Source organism: Embleya sp. NPDC050154 (assembly GCF_044460165.1).
Classification (GTDB): Bacteria; Actinomycetota; Actinomycetes; order Streptomycetales; family Streptomycetaceae; genus Embleya.
Map to the genome: position 1 here is coordinate 121,279 of NZ_JBITJP010000008.1, position 16,178 is coordinate 137,456.

14 protein-coding genes are annotated in these 16,178 nt (G+C 72.2%); 7 read left to right on the forward strand and 7 right to left on the reverse strand.

The window, feature by feature from the left end; genetic code table 11:
* Positions 1-8: 8 nt before the first annotated feature.
* On the reverse strand, positions 9-1,196 hold the full coding sequence (locus ACIBSV_RS18740) for a thiolase family protein (protein ID WP_395864283.1): 1,188 nt from the start codon (positions 1,194-1,196) through the stop codon (positions 9-11).
* A gap of 279 nt (positions 1,197-1,475) precedes the next feature.
* Here ACIBSV_RS18740 and ACIBSV_RS18745 point away from each other — a divergent pair, with 279 nt between their 5' ends.
* On the forward strand, positions 1,476-2,105 hold the full coding sequence (locus tag ACIBSV_RS18745; RefSeq protein ID WP_395864285.1) for a hypothetical protein: 630 nt from the start codon (positions 1,476-1,478) through the stop codon (positions 2,103-2,105).
* Between the two features lie 52 nt (positions 2,106-2,157).
* On the opposite strand, the gene ACIBSV_RS18750 is transcribed toward ACIBSV_RS18745, so the two are convergent.
* The 3 genes from ACIBSV_RS18750 to ACIBSV_RS18760 all read right to left on the reverse strand — a co-directional run bounded on the left by ACIBSV_RS18750 (position 2,158) and on the right by ACIBSV_RS18760 (position 5,270).
* On the reverse strand, positions 2,158-2,736 hold the full coding sequence (locus ACIBSV_RS18750) for a pyridoxamine 5'-phosphate oxidase family protein (protein ID WP_395864287.1): 579 nt from the start codon (positions 2,734-2,736) through the stop codon (positions 2,158-2,160).
* A gap of 130 nt (positions 2,737-2,866) precedes the next feature.
* Positions 2,867-4,396 carry a putative PEP-binding protein gene (locus ACIBSV_RS18755; protein ID WP_395864289.1) on the reverse strand — a complete coding sequence of 510 codons (1,530 nt, stop codon included), beginning with the start codon at positions 4,394-4,396 and terminating at the stop codon, positions 2,867-2,869.
* 367 nt (positions 4,397-4,763) lie between these two features.
* Positions 4,764-5,270: a MarR family winged helix-turn-helix transcriptional regulator gene (locus ACIBSV_RS18760; RefSeq protein WP_395864291.1), complete on the reverse strand. Its 507-nt coding sequence runs from the start codon at positions 5,268-5,270 to the stop codon at positions 4,764-4,766.
* A 214-nt stretch (positions 5,271-5,484) separates the two neighbouring features.
* Here ACIBSV_RS18760 and ACIBSV_RS18765 point away from each other — a divergent pair, with 214 nt between their 5' ends.
* Both ACIBSV_RS18765 and ACIBSV_RS18770 read left to right on the forward strand, forming a co-directional pair.
* Complete coding sequence (locus ACIBSV_RS18765) at positions 5,485-6,246, forward strand: SDR family NAD(P)-dependent oxidoreductase (RefSeq protein WP_395864293.1); 762 nt, start codon at positions 5,485-5,487, stop codon at positions 6,244-6,246.
* A gap of 79 nt (positions 6,247-6,325) precedes the next feature.
* Positions 6,326-7,627, forward strand: coding sequence for a cytochrome P450 (locus ACIBSV_RS18770; protein ID WP_395864295.1), 1,302 nt, complete (start codon positions 6,326-6,328; stop codon positions 7,625-7,627).
* Here the strand turns inward: ACIBSV_RS18770 and ACIBSV_RS18775 are convergent.
* Complete coding sequence (locus ACIBSV_RS18775) at positions 7,605-8,381, reverse strand: YidB family protein (protein WP_395864297.1); 777 nt, start codon at positions 8,379-8,381, stop codon at positions 7,605-7,607. The genes ACIBSV_RS18770 and ACIBSV_RS18775 overlap by 23 nt on opposite strands.
* Positions 8,382-8,548: 167 nt before the next feature.
* Positions 8,549-9,592 (reverse strand): alcohol dehydrogenase catalytic domain-containing protein, encoded by a 1,044-nt coding sequence (locus tag ACIBSV_RS18780; protein ID WP_395864299.1) that lies wholly within the window; start codon positions 9,590-9,592, stop codon positions 8,549-8,551.
* A gap of 195 nt (positions 9,593-9,787) precedes the next feature.
* Here ACIBSV_RS18780 and ACIBSV_RS18785 point away from each other — a divergent pair, with 195 nt between their 5' ends.
* Positions 9,788-10,519 (forward strand): acyltransferase, encoded by a 732-nt coding sequence (locus tag ACIBSV_RS18785; protein WP_395864301.1) that lies wholly within the window; start codon positions 9,788-9,790, stop codon positions 10,517-10,519.
* Between the two features lie 104 nt (positions 10,520-10,623).
* On the opposite strand, the gene surE is transcribed toward ACIBSV_RS18785, so the two are convergent.
* Positions 10,624-11,571 (reverse strand): 5'/3'-nucleotidase SurE, encoded by a 948-nt coding sequence (surE, locus tag ACIBSV_RS18790; RefSeq protein WP_395864303.1) that lies wholly within the window; start codon positions 11,569-11,571, stop codon positions 10,624-10,626.
* A 420-nt stretch (positions 11,572-11,991) separates the two neighbouring features.
* On the opposite strand from surE, the gene ACIBSV_RS18795 reads away from it, so the two are divergent.
* The 3 genes from ACIBSV_RS18795 to ACIBSV_RS18805 all read left to right on the forward strand — a co-directional run bounded on the left by ACIBSV_RS18795 (position 11,992) and on the right by ACIBSV_RS18805 (position 16,084).
* Positions 11,992-12,774 carry an SDR family oxidoreductase gene (locus tag ACIBSV_RS18795; protein WP_395864305.1) on the forward strand — a complete coding sequence of 261 codons (783 nt, stop codon included), beginning with the start codon at positions 11,992-11,994 and terminating at the stop codon, positions 12,772-12,774.
* 149 nt (positions 12,775-12,923) lie between these two features.
* Positions 12,924-13,703, forward strand: coding sequence for an HAD family hydrolase (locus ACIBSV_RS18800; protein ID WP_395864307.1), 780 nt, complete (start codon positions 12,924-12,926; stop codon positions 13,701-13,703).
* On the forward strand, positions 13,700-16,084 hold the full coding sequence (locus ACIBSV_RS18805; protein WP_395864309.1) for a glycoside hydrolase family 65 protein: 2,385 nt from the start codon (positions 13,700-13,702) through the stop codon (positions 16,082-16,084). Before ACIBSV_RS18800 ends, ACIBSV_RS18805 begins: the two co-directional genes overlap by 4 nt.
* The last annotated feature ends 94 nt before the right edge of the window (positions 16,085-16,178 follow it).

Genomic DNA, 16,178 nt, shown 5'->3' on the forward strand with positions numbered 1-16,178 from the left:
GCGGGTCCTCACTTCTCCAGCGTGACGGCGAGGCCCTGGCCGACGCCGATGCACAGCGCGGCCATCCCGAAGCCGGCGCCGCGCCGGTGCAGTTGGTGGGCGAGCGTGCCCAGCACCCTGGCACCGGACGCGCCGAGCGGGTGGCCGAGGGCGAGCGCGCCGCCGAGCGGGTTGATCGAGGCCGGGTCCAGGTCGGCCCATTCGCCCAGGCAGGCCAGCGCCTGGGCGGCGAACGCCTCGTTGAGTTCGAGCACGTCCAGGTCGGCGAAGCCGCGACCGACCTTGGCCAGCGCGCGGCGGCCGGCCTCGACCGGGCCGATGCCGAAGTACTGCGGTTCGACGGCGTGCACACCGCTCGCGGTGATCCGGGCCAGCGGTTCGCGGCCGAGTTCGCACAGACCCGCCGCGTCGGTGACCAGGACCGCGGCGGCGCCGTCGTTGAGCGGTGAGGCGTTGCCGGCGGTGATCGTGCCGTCCGGTCGGAACGACGGCTTCAACGTCGCCAGCACCTCGGGCGTGCTGCCGGGCCTGATCGACTCGTCCCGGGAGAGTTCGACGCCGGCAACCGGCACCACCTCGTCGGCGAACGCGCCGGCCGTCCACGCGGCGTCGGCCCGGGCGTGCGACGCGGCCGCGTAGACGTCCTGCGCCTGTCGGGTCACCCCGTACTTCGCGGCGAGTCCCTCGGTGGCCTCGCCGAGGCCGACGGTCCACTCGGCGGGCATCCTCGGGTTGACCAGCCGCCAGCCGAGCGTGGTCGAGTGCAGCGTCTCGTGGCCGGCCGGATAGCCCTTGCCCGGCTTGGCCAGCACCCACGGCGCGCGCGACATCGACTCGACCCCGCCCGCGAGCACGATGGACGCGTCGCCGACCGCGACGGCGCGCGCGGCCTGGATCACCGCCTCCAGGCCGGATCCGCACAGCCGGTTGACCGTCACGCCGGGCACCGAGGTGGGCAGCCCGGCCAGCAGCACAGCCATCCGCGCCACGTCCCGGTTGTCCTCGCCGGCCCCGTTGGCGGCGCCGAACACGACGTCGTCGATCCGCGCGGGGTCCAGTCCGGGCGAGCGGTCGACCAGTGCGCGCAGCACGGTCGCGGCCAGGTCGTCCGGCCGCACCCCGGCGAGCGCGCCGCCGTAGCGCCCGATCGGCGTTCGTACGGCGTCCACGAGATAGACGTCCCTGAGCCCGTTCATCCGGTCTCCCCTGTGGCGGCGGCTGCGATGTCCTACCGCACAAGGTGCCCGGTCGGGCCGGGTCGGACGCCGGTCGTCTTCCGCTCACCGGAAGCCGGCGGTCCGGATCGCGCCCGGTCTCCCCCGGTCTCGGCCCAGCCCGCTCTCGTGTCGGATTCCGCGCCGGCCCGGGTGCGGGATTCTTTGCCCGCCCGCGACCACCGTGCCGGGGCCGCGCCGCTAACCTCTGATCGCCCCGTCGCGTCGGCGGCGGCGGCCCTACGGGGAGAGGTAACGCGCATGGCGGTCCGCAAGGCGACGATGCAGGGACAGATCGCGGAAGCGGTGGCCGCGGCCAATCCGGGCGACCAACCACTCTCCACGATGTTCGTGGTGCGCGGCCCGAACCCGATGTTGTTCGCGCTCTTCGGTGCGATCGGCGCGCTGATCGGGGCGTCGATGTCCGACTACTACTTCCTCACCGTCACCCGGCAGGGCGTGATGTTCCACCGCGCGAGCGCGCTGTCCAGCCGCCCCAAGGAACTCGCCTACGCACTGACCCACGCGCAGGCCGGCGCGCTGCTCTCCGACCTGAAGATCAACACGACCTGGAGCCGGATGTTCTTCCTGTTTCCCGGCAAGGACAAGCCCGCCAAGCTCAACTTCCCGCGTCCGTGGCGCAACGAGGGCGAGTGGATCTTCCGCTTCCTCACCGACGCGTACGCGGCCTCCGGGGCGCCCCAGCAGGCGTACGGCGCCCAGGTGCCCCCGCAGTACGCGCCGCAGCAGCACCAGTACCCGGGGCAGGCGCCGCAGGCCCCCATGGCCCCGAACCACCCCCCGGCCCCGCCGGTCGGGTACCCGGGCCAGGCACCGAACCCGTACCCGGCCGGCCCGCCGCCGCAGCCGGGCGGCCCCTACCCCGGCTGAACCCGGCCGGGCGCGACCGCCGCGGCGCGACCGCCGGCCGCGGCCGATCGCCCTAGCCGCGCAGTGGCATCGGAAGCGGTACGGCGGGCAGGCCGTCGATGCTCGCCACGTTGTACGGCTTGCCGGCGGTGTACTCGACGAACTCCTCGTCGGTCTTGCGGGACATGAACTCGTCGTGCAGCGTCCGCTCCTCGCGGTAGTCCATGAACGGGACGGCGTAGCCGCAGGTGTCGCTGACCAGATTCGCCCGCACGACCACCACCGCGCGCAGTCCGGCCGCGTCCGCGTCGCCGAACCGGGCCACCAGATCGGCGAAGCGCGGGTCGTCGCGGAAGACCGCCTCGCCCACCCCGTGCACCCGGACGATCTTCGGCGGCCCCTCGAACGCGCACCACATCAGCGTGATCCGGCCGTTCTCCCGCAGGTGCGCGATGGTCTCCGCATGGCTGCCGCCGAAGTCCAGATAGGCCACGGTGCGTTCGTCGAGCACGGCGAGCGTGCCGGCGCGGCCCTTGGGTGACACGTTCACGTGCCCGTCCTCGGCGAGTGGCGCGCTCGCCACGAAGAAGACCGGCTGCGCCTCGATGAACTTCCGCAGGCGGTCTTCTATCCGCGTATATGTCTTTCCCATGTCCGCATTATCCGAGCCGACCCCGATCGACCCCATCGCGTCATCCGATCGTCTCGGTCCGTGGACGATCGGATCCCACTCCTCGGATACCACCGGCCGCCTCCCGCCCGCCGGCCCGCACGTCGGTGCGTCAGCACGCCCGCACCGCCGCCCGCACCCGCGCCAGCGCGGTCGGTGCCACCGAGACCGCGTCGCAACCGAGCCGGACCAGATGCGGCAGCACCGCCGGATCCGCCGCCGCGTCCCCGCACAGCGAGACCGCGCGACCGCGCGCGTGCCCCGCCCGGATGGTCTGCGCGATCGCGTCCAGCACCGTCGGATCGGCCGCCGAGGCCGGCGTCAGGCGCGGGTCGTCCCGGCTCAGCCCGAGCAGCCGCGAGGTCAGGTCGTTGGTGCCCAGGGCCAGGAAGTCGGCGTGCTCGGCGAGATCGTCCACTTGGGCGAGCACCTGCGGCAGTTCCACCATCGCGCCCAGCGGCGGCGGCGCGAAGCCCAGGTACGCGCACGCGTCGGCGAGCAGACCCCGGACGTGCTTGATCCGCCGCGGGTGATCGACCATCGGCAACAGCAGCGCGACCTCGACACCGGTATCCGCCGCCGCGCGCATGATCCCGCGCAACTGCGCGGTCAGCGCGTCCGGTCCGGGCAGGGTGATCCGCCGGTCGTGCAGGAACGGCGGCCGCTTGTCGCCGGTGAAGTCGAGGGTGCGCACCACCACCGGCCCCGGCGGCACCGAGGCCAGCACCGGCGTCAACATCGCCACGTGCCGCTCCTCGTCGGGCCAGCCGGACTCCTCGGCCAGGAAAGGGAGTTCGGTACGCAGCAGGCCCACCCCCTCGGAGCCCGCCTCGACCGCCGCGATCGCGTCGGTAACGGTCGCGACGTTCGCCCGCACCCGGATCCGCCGCCCGTCCCGGGTCATCGCCTGGCCGGCACCGCCCCCGGGCACCCGCCGTTGTGCCGGGATCGTCCGCACCCGCGCACCGGCGTTGGCCTCGACCGTGCCCGCCTCACCGTCCACCAGGATCAGGTCCTCGGCGAGCTCGGCCAGCGCCGCGATCGGGATGCCGAGCACCAGCGGAATCCCCAACGAGCGAGCCACGATGGCCAGATGCCCGGTCTGCCCGCCACGCTCGGAGATTGCCGCGGCCGGTCGGGCGCCGCGCAGCAGGTCCAACGCGGCCAGTTCCGCGCCGACCAGCACCGCCGGTGCCCCGCCCGGGAGTTGCCCGCTCGTGGGGTCCTCGCCACGCAGCAGCGCCTCGGCCTGACGACCCACGTCGCGCACGTCCACCGCGCGCTCGGCGAGCAGTTCGTCGTCGAAGCCGGCCACCAGGTCCGCGAACTCGCGCACGGCCTCGGCCAGCGCGTCGATCGGCGCCAGGCCCGCCGCGAGGTGTCGGGCAGCGCCGTCGCGCAGTTCCCGGTCGCGCGCGATCAACGCGGCGAACTCGACGATGTCGGCCTCCGCCGACCGCCCTCGGGTCCGCAACGCCCCGGCCAGGTCGTCCATGTGCCGGGCCACGGTGTCCAGCGCCTCCAGGATGCCGGTCGGCGCGGCGGGGGCGACCGCGCCGCCCGATCCCGCGACACGTGCCGGCACGAGGCGGCCGACCGCCGAACCGGGCGCGGCTCCCGTGCCGCGAAGTACCACGCTCACGCGACGCCCGCGCGGTCGTGGCCGGCCCAGTGCAGCTCTCCCACGGTGCGTCCCCTTCTTCCCTCTTCGTCCAACCCGCCGCACGTCGGCACGCGCGCTTGTGGGCACGCGAGTTCGACCCGACGAAAGACAACCGCCCGGTCTCCCGTCACAGTCTGCTGGACGCGCGGACCGTGTCCAGCCGAGTCGCGCACAAAGGGGGCGGATGGGGACGGTGGGACATGCGGCAGGGGAAGTGGGGGAAGCGCTCCGGGAGTCGGCTCGCGGCTCGGTCGACACGGCCCGACCCGGGCTCGTGCACCGAGCTCGTCCGCCCGGTCGAGCCCGGCCGGGAGTCGGCTCGCGGCTCGGTCGGGTTCGGCCGACCTCAGCCGGGCTCGTCCGCCTCGCGGAAGCGAACGGCGGAGAGGTCGTCGACGAAGCGGCCCATCAGCGTACCGAGCGTGGCGAGATCCTCGTCCGTCCAGCCGGACAGCGCCTCCTCGAAGTGCCGGTCGCGCACCCGACGGAGCCGACGCACCACACCGCGCCCCTTGGGGGTGAGCCCGACCCGGGTGATCCGACCGTCGCGCGCGTCGGTGGTACGGGTGACCAGCTCGTCCGCCTCCAGCTTGCGCAGCTCCCGGCTGACCAAGGACATGTCCATCCGGGCCAGTTTGGCCAGGTCGCCGATCGCCAGCCCGCCGCCGCCCGCCTGCAACCGGGTCAACAACACCACCGCGGGCTGGGAGACCTGCGCGCGCGAGGCACTGGTCAGTTCGCCGTGCACGCGGCGGCTCTGCTGGAGCCGGATCAGGCGTTCCAGCGCGGTCTGGACGTGGTGCCGCGACTCGTGTCGTTCCGGAGGAGTGGGCGACTCGGCTGACGGGGGCACTGGACGAGTCCTCCAGGAGGGGAACAACGCCATACGGTTTCGTATGGCGGAGGCGGGCGTTCCACAGTCTAGGTGCGCACCCCGACCTCACAGAAGGTAATTGATGGAGTCCAGCATTGACACGTGTAGGGGCCGGTGGTTGGCTGCGCGCGGCAAGATCGACGCCGCGAGCACCCGCCGCCGTCGAGCCCATCGACCACCCCGGGGGACCAGCGTGTTCGCACTCGACGGCAGGACGGCACTGGTCACCGGCGCGGGCCAAGGCGTCGGCGCGGGCATCGCCCGTCTGCTCGCCGCACAGGGTGCGATCGTCGCGGTGAACGACCTGGACGCCGAGCGCGCCGAGCACACCGCGGAGACGATCCGGGCCGCCGACGGTCGCGCCTTCGCCGCGGTGTTCGACGTGACCGACGCCCGGGCCGCGCTCGCCGCCGTGCGGGCCTTCGAGCGGGCGGTCGCGCCGATCGACATCCTGGTCAACAACGCGGGCAACGGCGGCGCCGAGGGCTTCCGCCCGACCGTGTTCCGCCGAAGCGTGCCCGAGGACTGGCAACGCTTCGCCGACGTCAACCTGTTCGGCGTGATGGCCTGCACCAAGGCGGTACTGGACGGGATGTGCGCACGCCGCTTCGGCCGGGTGATCACCATCGCCTCCGCCGCCGGCGTGAGCGGGCAGAAATTCGGCATCTCGCTGTACGGGGCCGCGAAGGGCGGCGCCATCGCGTTCATGCGTCACCTCGCGATGGAGAGCGCGCGCGACGGCGTCACCGCCAACACCATCGCGCTGGGCCTGATGGACCCCCGCCCCAGCGGCCGCGAACTCGCGCACACCGCCGACCAGGCCGCACACATCCCGGTGGGCCGGCTGGGCACCCCCGAGGACGCGGGCGCGGCCTGCGTCTTCCTCGCCTCGGACGAGGCCGCGTGGATCACCGGCCAGACGATCCAGGTGAACGGCGGCGCGATCACCACCTGAGAGCCCTGGATCGGCGGACGCATGTGTGCTGCACTGATATCCGAACCCGCGAGTAACAACGCGTGATCGGAGTGACGGCATGGCAGCCGAGGCGGCTGGACCGAGCACGACCGACCCCAACCCCAGGACCTGGCCCACCGAGGTCCCGCTCGCCGATCTGGACTTCTGGTCGGGCCCGTTGGCGGACCGCGAGGCGGGCTTCGCGCGGCTGCGCGACTCGTGGCCGATGCCGTACTACCCGGAACCGGAGAGCCCGCTGGAGCCCGGCCCCGGCTTCTGGGCACTGACCCGACACGCGGACGTCGCGGAGGCGACCCGCCGCCCGGAGGACTTCTGCTCGAGCCGCGGCGCGACCCACATCCCCGACTTCCCACCGGGGTTCGGCGAGTTCTTCGGATCGATGATCGAGATGGACGATCCCCGGCACCAGCGACTGCGCCGGATCGTCGCGCGCACGTTCACGCCCAGGATGATCAAGAAGTTCGCGGACGACGTGGACCGCACCGCCCGCACCATCGTCGACGAGGTGGCCGAACGCGGCTCGTGCGACTTCGTCACCGACGTCGCGGCCCGACTGCCGCTGCGGGTCATCTGCGACATGATGGGCGTGCCGGAGCGGGACCACCGGTTCGTCTTCGACCGCTCCAACGTGATCCTGGGCGTCGCGGACCCGGAGTACGTCCCACAGGAGGGCGGCGGCCACATCGAGGCGCTGCTCACCGCGGGCGCCCAACTCGCCGAACTGATGAAGGACCTGGCCGAGTTCCGGCGCGGCACACCCACCGAGGACGTCACCTCGGCGCTGGTGAACGCGGAGATCGACGGGGAGAGTCTGACCGGGGACGAACTCGCCTCCTTCTTCATCCTGTTGCTCACCGCCGGCAACGAGACCACCCGCAACGCGATCTCGCACGGGTTGTGGCTGCTGACCCGGAATCCGGACCAACAACGGCTCTGGCTGAGCGACTTCGAGCGGTGCGCGCCGACCGCCGTGGAGGAGATCGTCCGGCTCGCCTCGCCCGTGGTGTGGATGCGGCGAACGGCCACCAGGGACACCGAACTCAACGGCAAACGGGTGCGCGACGGCGACAAGTTGCTGCTGTACTACTGGTCGGCGAACCGCGACGAGGCCGTGTTCGCCGACCCGGGTCGGTTCGACGTCACCCGCGACCCGAATCCGCACGTCGGCTTCGGCGCCCGCGGGCCGCACTTCTGCCTGGGCGCGCACCTGGCCCGCCGGGAGATCACGCTGCTGTTCCGGGAGTTGCTGACCCGGCTGCCGGACATCCGAGTGGTCGGCGAGCCGCTGCGGTTGCGCTCCAGCTTCATCAACGGCATCAAACACATGGACTGCGAGTTCACACCGGCTTCTCGGGCTTGACCGCCGACCCGGGCTCGGCGCCCGAGCCGGGCTCCTCGCCTGCCCCGGAGCCCGCCCCGGAGCCTGAGCCGGACTCCGCACCCGACTCCGACTCGGCGTCGGGTGCGGCATCCACCTCGGCATCCGACGCGGTCCCGGCCTCGGCCGACCCGGGCTCGGCATCCGACTTCGACGCGGCCTCCGCCTCGGACTCGCTCTCCACCCCGGGCCCGTCCCCCGACTCCGGCTCTCCCGCCGACTCGTCTTCGGAGCCGGCGGTCTCACCCGAGACCGACACCGGTGCCGAAGCCGAGCCCCGCGCCGGAGCCGGAGGCACCGACCCCGAACCCGCCGCGGCAGCCGTCGGATCGATCAACGCGTCGATCTGCTCGGCGGCCGGCAACTCGCCCTCCGGCGTCACCGCGTCCACCACCCCGGGCAACGTCGCGGCGAGCGCCGCCGCGGTCTCCTCCTTGGTCATCCCCGCCTCGCCGGCCAGCCGGACCATCTCGTCCTCGCCGAGCGCGTCGGTGATCTCCTTGCCGCTCACCGGCTGGTTGCGTCCGGTCTCCACCCAGGACTTGGCCTGGTCGCCCAGGCCGCCGGCCTGAAGGCGCTGCATCAGCGCGCCGAGGCCGCCCGAGTCGCCCTGCTTGGTCAGCATGCCCAACACGACCCGTACGAGTCCCTGGTGGCCGCTGCCGCCCCGTCCACCGAGGAGCCCGCCCAGCAGGCCGTCGAGTCCACCGGGAACGTCCATTCCGCCGCCGCTCATCCGTCCACTCCCTGCGCAGGTCGCCATATCCGGCTCTCATAGTGGGGTAAATAGGACACTACTTCGCGGTGGGCACGTCGGCGGTACACCCATCGGGGGCACGAAGGCACCCTCTCCGGCGGACCGGGGCTCCCCACCCGGCCCACCGGCGAGGCCGGGGGCGCACGTCAGCGGGTCGGGTCGAACAACACCTTGAGGCAGCCGTCCGTGCGGTCGGCGAAGGTGCGATATCCACTCGCCGCCTCGGTCAGCGGCAGCCGGTGGGTGAACACGTCCACCGGCACCAGCCGCCCGTGCCGGATCAGCGGGATCAGCGTGGGCCAGGTGGCGGCGACCGGCGCCGTACTGAAGCGCAGCGTGACGTTGCGGATGATCAGCAGCGGAACCGCGAGCGGGAACGCGAAGTTGGCGTCCACGCCGACCACCGAGACCGTGCGCGAGGTACGCACCGAGGAGATCGCGGCGGCCAGCGTCGCGTCCTGACCGACCGCCTCGATCACCGCATCCGCACCCCGCCCGCCGGTCGCCGCCATCACCTGCTCGACCAGGTCGCCCCGGGTCCCGTCGATCGGCTCCGCGCCCAGCCGCTCGGCCATCGCCAGCCGCTCGGGCACCCGGTCCGCGGCCAGGATCCGTCCCGCGCCGAGCACCTGCGCGGCTTGGAGGGCGTACAGCCCGACCGGCCCGAGCCCGATCACCAACACCGTCGCCCCCGGCGTGATGTCGGCCCGGGTCGCCGCCGTCCAGCCGGTCGGCAGCGCGTCGGTGAGCAGCACCGCGTGGTCTGCGGCGAGATCCCGCGGCACCGGCAACAACCACGCGTCGGCGGCCGGGATCGCCACCGCCTCGGCGTGTCCGCCGGGCAGACCGAGGTCACCACCGAGCACCCGCACTCCCCCGCCGACGCAGTCGATCGGGTTGCCCACCGCACAGCCCGCGCACCGTCCGCAGCCCAGCACCGGCGAGACCAGGACCCGATCGCCCACCGCGATCCGGCTCACGTCGGCGCCGGTCTCGATCACCGTGCCCACCACCTCGTGTCCCGGCCGCAGCCCGGCGGCTGGGAACTCGCCCTCGTAGAAGTGCAGGTCCGAGCCGCACACCGCGCTCGCCTCGACCCGCACGACGGCCCCGTCCGGACCGGTGAGCACCGGATCCGGGACCGTCTCCACACTCACGTCCCGGGTTCCGTTGATGACGACGGCGCGCATGTCCACTCCCTGACTGGTTCGCCCACCCGACGCCGGGAAGCACCGGCGCGGTTTGCCGGCGACACGGCCACCGGCGTCGGTAACACTGTTACAGAAGCCGTCGGAAGCCAACCCCCGAGCGGCCTTGATGGGCCCGGCGTGACGTTCGTCCCACGCCCGGCCGACGTCCGCGCACGCGTCGGTAACGTGATCTCCATGTCGCTGTCGCAAGCCCTGCGCGGGCACGCCCGGGGCGCCGTGTCGCGCGCCGCGCACCGAGGCTGGCGCGCGCTGCAACGCGCGGCCTCGATCACCGCGGAGCAGCCCGGCCCGTACCGCTTCCGACGGTTGGGCGCGCGCAGCAAGCTCGCCTTCCCGGTCGGCTCGGTGTTCGGCGAGCAGTGGATCACGGTGGGCGCGGGCTGCATCATCGGCGAGCACGTCACGCTGTCCGCCGGGCTGGCCCCGGGGCACGACCTGGGCACGGCGGCGGTGGTGACCATCGGCGACCGGTGCACGATCGGTCGCGGCAGCCACATCGTCGGACACCGCTCGATCACCATCGCCGACGATGTGTGGACCGGGCCGTACATCTACATCACCGACCAGAACCACAGCTACGCCGACCCGGATCGGCCGATCGGCACCCAGTGGCCGATCAACGACACCGTGGAGATCGGCCCGGGAAGCTGGATCGGCGCGGGCGCGATCATCCTGCCCGGCGCCAAGCTCGGCCGGAACGTGGTGGTCGCCGCGGGCTCCGTGGTCCGCGGCACCGTCCCCGACCACAGTGTGGTCGCGGGCGTACCCGCGAAGGTGGTCCGCCGGCGCACCGAGTCCGGCTGGGACCCGCCGCTGCGACACACTCCCACGCCGCTCCCGGACGGGATCACCCACGACGAACTGGTGGCCCTGCTCACCGAGTACGACGCCTCCGGCGGCCAGTAGCCCCCGGGTTCCACGTGAAACCCCGGGCCGGCGCCCGATCGGCGCCGGCCGTACGGGGGTGGGGTCGCCCGGAGCCGACCCCACCCACCGGGATCAGCGCGACCTCACGCCTTCAGGCCGGACAGGCGCAGTTGCACGCCGACCGCGTCCAACACGCGCGTCTGCTGTCCCCACTGCCAGCCCGGCACCGTCCAGTCCGCGTCCAGCATCGAGATCGACACCGACCCCCTGCCGAGCGCGGTGGTGTCCGCGTTGCGCACCGGCTCGGTCGCGCCGGGCGCCAGGCCCAGGTTCAGCTTGTAGCACGTGTCGCAGGACGGGTCCTTGACGTAGCTCACGGACAACGCGTCGGCCTCGCCCACGTTCGTCATCTCCACCCGGCCGGTCGGCTTCGCCGGATAGTTCACGTTGAGCGTGGTGTGCGCGGGCAGCACCGGCCCGTTCCGCTTGGTCGTGGCCGCGAGCCGGTCCACCAGCCGGGTCGCGAACGTGATCGCCTGCGCCATCTGCGGGAACGGGTTGCGCGGATCGGCGGTGCTGTACTCGGCGCTGAACGCCACCGCCGGGATGCCCTTCTCCGCGGCCGTGATCGAGGCGCCGACGGTGCCCGAGTGGTTGGTGGTCACGCCGATGTTCTGGCCCGGGTTGACGCCGGTGACCACCAGGTCGGGCTTGCGGTCCCGGTACACGTTCGCCAGCGCGAAGGAGATCGCGTCGGCGGGGGTGCCCTCGACCGACCAGATGCCGGGCTCGACCTCACCCGCCTTGACGATCGAACCGGGCGTCGCGTTGATGCCGGTGCCCTTGCCGGACTGGTCGGTGGCGGGCGCGACGATCACCGCGTCGTGCCCGGCCGCCTTGAGCGCCCGCTGGAGGGCGCGGATGAACGGGCCCTGATGTCCGTCGTCGTTGCCCATCAGGATGCTGAGCTTGCGCGGCGCCTGGGTGCCTCGCGCGTCGTCGCTCGCCGCGGCGACGGGCGCGCTCGCCGCGAGCAGTGCGGCGGCGGTGGCGCCAGCCGCGAGGGTGAACACGTGTTTCCTGCCGAACATGGCCATTCTCGTCCTCCGTAGGCAAGAAGGTCTGCACGCCGAGGAGCGTCGAACCACGCGGGTTCGACACCTCGGGTCTCGTGCGTGAAGCGGAACCGACCGCGCGGAACCCGTTATCGACCCAACCGGGCGGCGGGTGAAATTCGGGTCGAACAACGTGTACGGAGGGGTGAATCGGACGGAATGCACCCTGCGATTCGACACGTGTCAGCCGGCGGATAGCGAAAATAGGGTCATCGGTCGGACATTGCAATGGGCGGAGCCGGGTGGTTTCGTCCGGATGCGCGATCCGGGACACGCCCCGGCCCCGTTTGCCCGCCCCGCCGCCCGGGTCTGGCCAAGGCCCTTGCACCGAACGTAATCTGACGAAGCATCAGCCAAGCCGTCCGGCTCGGCCGGGTCGAGTGGGCGGAGCTCCGGATGATCCTGGACGGCAAAACGGTGATCGTCTCGGGCGTGGGGCCGGGACTGGGCCGCCGGGTGGCCCTGGCCGCCGCGCGGGACGGCGCCAACGTGGTGCTCGGCTCGCGCACCGAGGCCAACCTGGTCAAGACCGCCGAGGAGGTCGACCCCACCGGCGAGCGGGTCGCGTGGGCGGTGACCGACATCACCGAGCACGAGACCTGTCACGCGCTGGTCGAGCTCGCGGTGCGGCGGTTCGGCGCGGTGGACGGATTGGTCAACTGCGCCGCCCTGGACACCGTGTTCGGCGGTCTGGAGGCGACCGACTTCGCCGAGTTGCGCCACGTGGTCGAGGTCAACCTGGTCGGCAGCCTGGCGATGACCAAGGCCGCGCTGCCCGCGCTCAAGGCCGCCGGCGGCGCGGTGGTCTTCATCGCCACCCAGTCCCAACTGGTCCCACCACCGCAGGCCCCGCAGATGGCGTACGCCGCGTCCAAGGGCGGGCTCACCTCGGCCACGTACGCTCTCGCCCACGAACTCGGTCCGTACCGGATCCGGGTCAACTCGGTGGCCCCGGGCTGGATGTGGGGACCGCCGGTGGAGAACTTCGTGAACTACCGGGCGCAGGCGTCGGGTGTCCCGGCCGCCGACGTCCTCGCCGGACTGGTGGCGCCGATGGCCCTGCCCGAAATGGCCACCGACGCCGACGTGGCCGAGGCCGTCGTCTTCTTCCTGTCGGACCGCGCCAAGGCCATCACCGGCCAGATGCTTCTGGTCAATGCGGGCCATGTGGTCCGGTAGCCGCCCCACGCGTGCCACGTGTGGAATTCAACATCATTTCGGTCAAAACGTGCTCAAGCACCACACGTGACACGCCATCTCGTCCCGGGTGTCATCCGAAAAGATCACCGCACGGATAACCACCCCACATCGGGGGCAGGAGATCCGCCATGTTGGGGCTGCCGAACACCATCCACGCGCTTCTCTTCGACCTCGACGGGGTCTTGACCCAGACCGCCAAGGTGCACGGCGTCGCCTGGAAGGAGATGTTCGACCACTTCCTGCGCGAACGCGAAGGCGCCGGCTTCACCCCGTTCGACCCCAGACGGGACTACGACACGTTCGTGGACGGCAAGCCGCGGCTGGACGGCACCCGTTCCTTCCTGGAGTCGCGCGGCATCGAACTGCCCGAGGGCGACGAGGGCGATCCGCCCGGGTCGTTCACCCTGCACGGGCTGAGCAACGCCAAGAACGATCTGGTGCTGCGGCTGATCCACGACCGGGGCGTCGAGGTCTACCCCGGCTCGGTGCGCTACGTGCACGCCGCGCGCGCGGCGGGACTCCCGTGCGCCGTGGTGTCCTCCAGCGCGAACTGTGAGGACGTGCTGCGCGCGGCCGACATCCACGACCTGTTCGACGCGATCGTGGACGGCGTGGTGGCCAAACGCGACCACCTGAAAGGCAAGCCCGCGCCGGACACCTTCCTGGCAGGCGCCCGGGCCCTGGGCACGGACCCGGCGCACGCGGCCGTGTTCGAGGACGCGTTGGCCGGCGTCGCGGCCGGTCGGGCGGGCGACTTCGGCCACGTGATCGGCGTGGACCGGGTCGGTCAGGCCGAGGAACTGCGCAGGCACGGCGCGGACGTGGTCGTATCGGATCTCGACGAACTGCTCGACGGCGCGACCGGCGACCCGTCGAGCACGCGGACCACGGCGGAAGGCACGGCATGACGACCGGACACCCCTACACGATCGAGCCGTGGGGGATCACCGAACAGACCCTCGACCTGGACCACCTGCCCCAGTCCGAGTCGGTGTTCGCCCTCTCCAACGGCCACATCGGGCTGCGCGCCAACCTCGACGAGGGCGAGCCGCACGGCCTGCCCGGCACCTACCTCAACGGTGTCTTCGAACTGCGCCCACTGCCCTACGCGGAGGCCGGGTACGGCTACCCCGAATCCGGCCAGAGCGTCATCAACATCACCAACGGCAAGATCATCCGACTCCTGGTCGACGACGAGCCGTTCGACCTGCGCTACGGCCAGACCCAGGACCACGAGCGCTCGATCGACTTCCGCGAAGGCGTCCTGCACCGCCGCGCGTTGTGGACCTCGCCGGCCGGCCGCACCGTCCGGGTCACCTCCAAGCGGCTGGTCTCGCTCACCCAGCGCTCGATCGCCGCGATCGAGTACGAGATCGAGCCGATAGACGGCCCGGCCCGGATCGTGCTCCAGTCGGAGCTGGTCACCAACGAGGAACTGCCGCTGCCCAACGCCGATCCGCGCGCGGCCGCCGTGCTGGAGGCACCGCTGCGCCCCGAGGAGCACACGCACAACGGCAGCAAGGCGATCCTGGTACACCGCACCGAACACAGCGGCCTGCGGGTCGCGGTCGGCATGGACCACGAGATCGACGGTCCCGAGAGCATGTACGTGGAGACCGAGAGCTCCGCCGACCTGGCCCGGTTCAGCGTGACCACGGTGCTCGACCGCGGACAGAAGCTGCGGATCGTCAAGTACATCGCGTACGGCTGGTCCTCCACCCGCTCGCTGCCCGCGCTGCGCGACCAGGTCGCCGCCGCGCTGACCGCCGCGCGATACACCGGGTGGCACGGTCTGGTCGACGAGCAGCGCGGCTGGCTCAAGCGATTCTGGGACAACTCGGACATCGAGGTCGAGGGCGACGTCGAGCTGCAACAGGCCGTGCGGTTCGCGATGTTCCACGTGCTCCAGGCCGGCGCCCGGGCCGAGGAGCGGGCGATCCCGGCGAAGGGACTGACCGGGCCCGGGTACGACGGGCACTGCTTCTGGGACACCGAGGTGTTCGTCCTGCCGGTGCTCACCTACGGGCTGCCGCACGCGGTCGCCCAGGCGCTGCGCTGGCGGCACTCGACGCTGCCGCTGGCCCGCGAGCGCGCGGCGCAACTGGGGCTCAAGGGCGCGCTGTTCCCGTGGCGGACCATCCGCGGCGAGGAATGCTCCGGCTACTGGCCCGCGGGCACCGCCGCGTTCCACATCGGCGCGGACATCGCGGTCGCCGTCGCGCGCTACGTGCGCGCCACCGGAGACCGGGATTTCGAGCGCGACTTCGGCCTGGAGATCCTGGTCGAGACGGCGCGCATGTGGCGCTCGCTCGGCCACCACGACGCGGCCGGCCTGTTCCGGATCAACGGGGTGACCGGCCCGGACGAGTACAGCGCGCTCGCCGACAACAACGTGTTCACGAACCTGATGGCGCAGTCCAACCTGCTCGCCGCGGCCGACGCGGTCGCGCGCCACCCGCACGAGGCCCGCGCGCTGGGGGTGAACACCGAGGAGACCGCGAGCTGGCGCGACGCGGCGCACGCGATGTACATCCCCTACGACGAGGACCTGGGTGTGCACCCGCAGGCCGACGGGTTCACCAAGCACCGGATCTGGGACTTCGAGAACACCCCGCCCGACCACTATCCGCTGATGCTGCACTACCCGTACTTCGACATCTACCGCAAGCAGGTGGTCAAGCAGGCCGACCTGGTGCTGGCGATGCAGGTGCGCGGCGACGCGTTCACCGACGAGCAGAAGCGCCGCAACTTCGACTACTACGAGGCGCTGACCGTGCGCGACTCGTCCCTGTCGGCCTGCACCCAGGCGGTCATGGCGGCCGAGGTCGGCCATCTCGAACTGGCTCTGGACTACACCGCCGAAGCCGCCCTGATGGACCTGCACGACCTGGCCAAGAACACCAAGGACGGCCTGCACATGGCTTCCCTGGCGGGCACCTGCACGGCGCTGGTGGCGGGCTTCGGCGGGCTGCGCGACCACGGCGAGTGCATGTCCTTCAAGCCGCGCCTCCCGGTCGGCCTGACCGGCCTGGCCTTCTCCCTGTCGGTGCGCGGCGCCCGGCTGCGGGTGGAGACCACCCACGATCACACCACGTACACGCTGCGCGAGGGCGACGAACTGGCGATACTGCACCACGGCGAGAAGCACCTGCTGGTCCCGGGCAAGCCGATAACGCTCGACATCCCCCAGCTCGCCCGCGACGTGCCGCCCGGCCAGCCCATGGGCCGCGTCCCGGTGCACCGCCAGACCGCCCCCGACACCCACCCCACGGGCCCCAGCCCGAGCTGACCGATCCCCCGGCACACGCCGGGCCGGCCCCGACGCCGGCCCGGCGTCCGTCGTTCCCGGCCCGGCCGGCGCCGAACACCCCTGGCCTTGACGT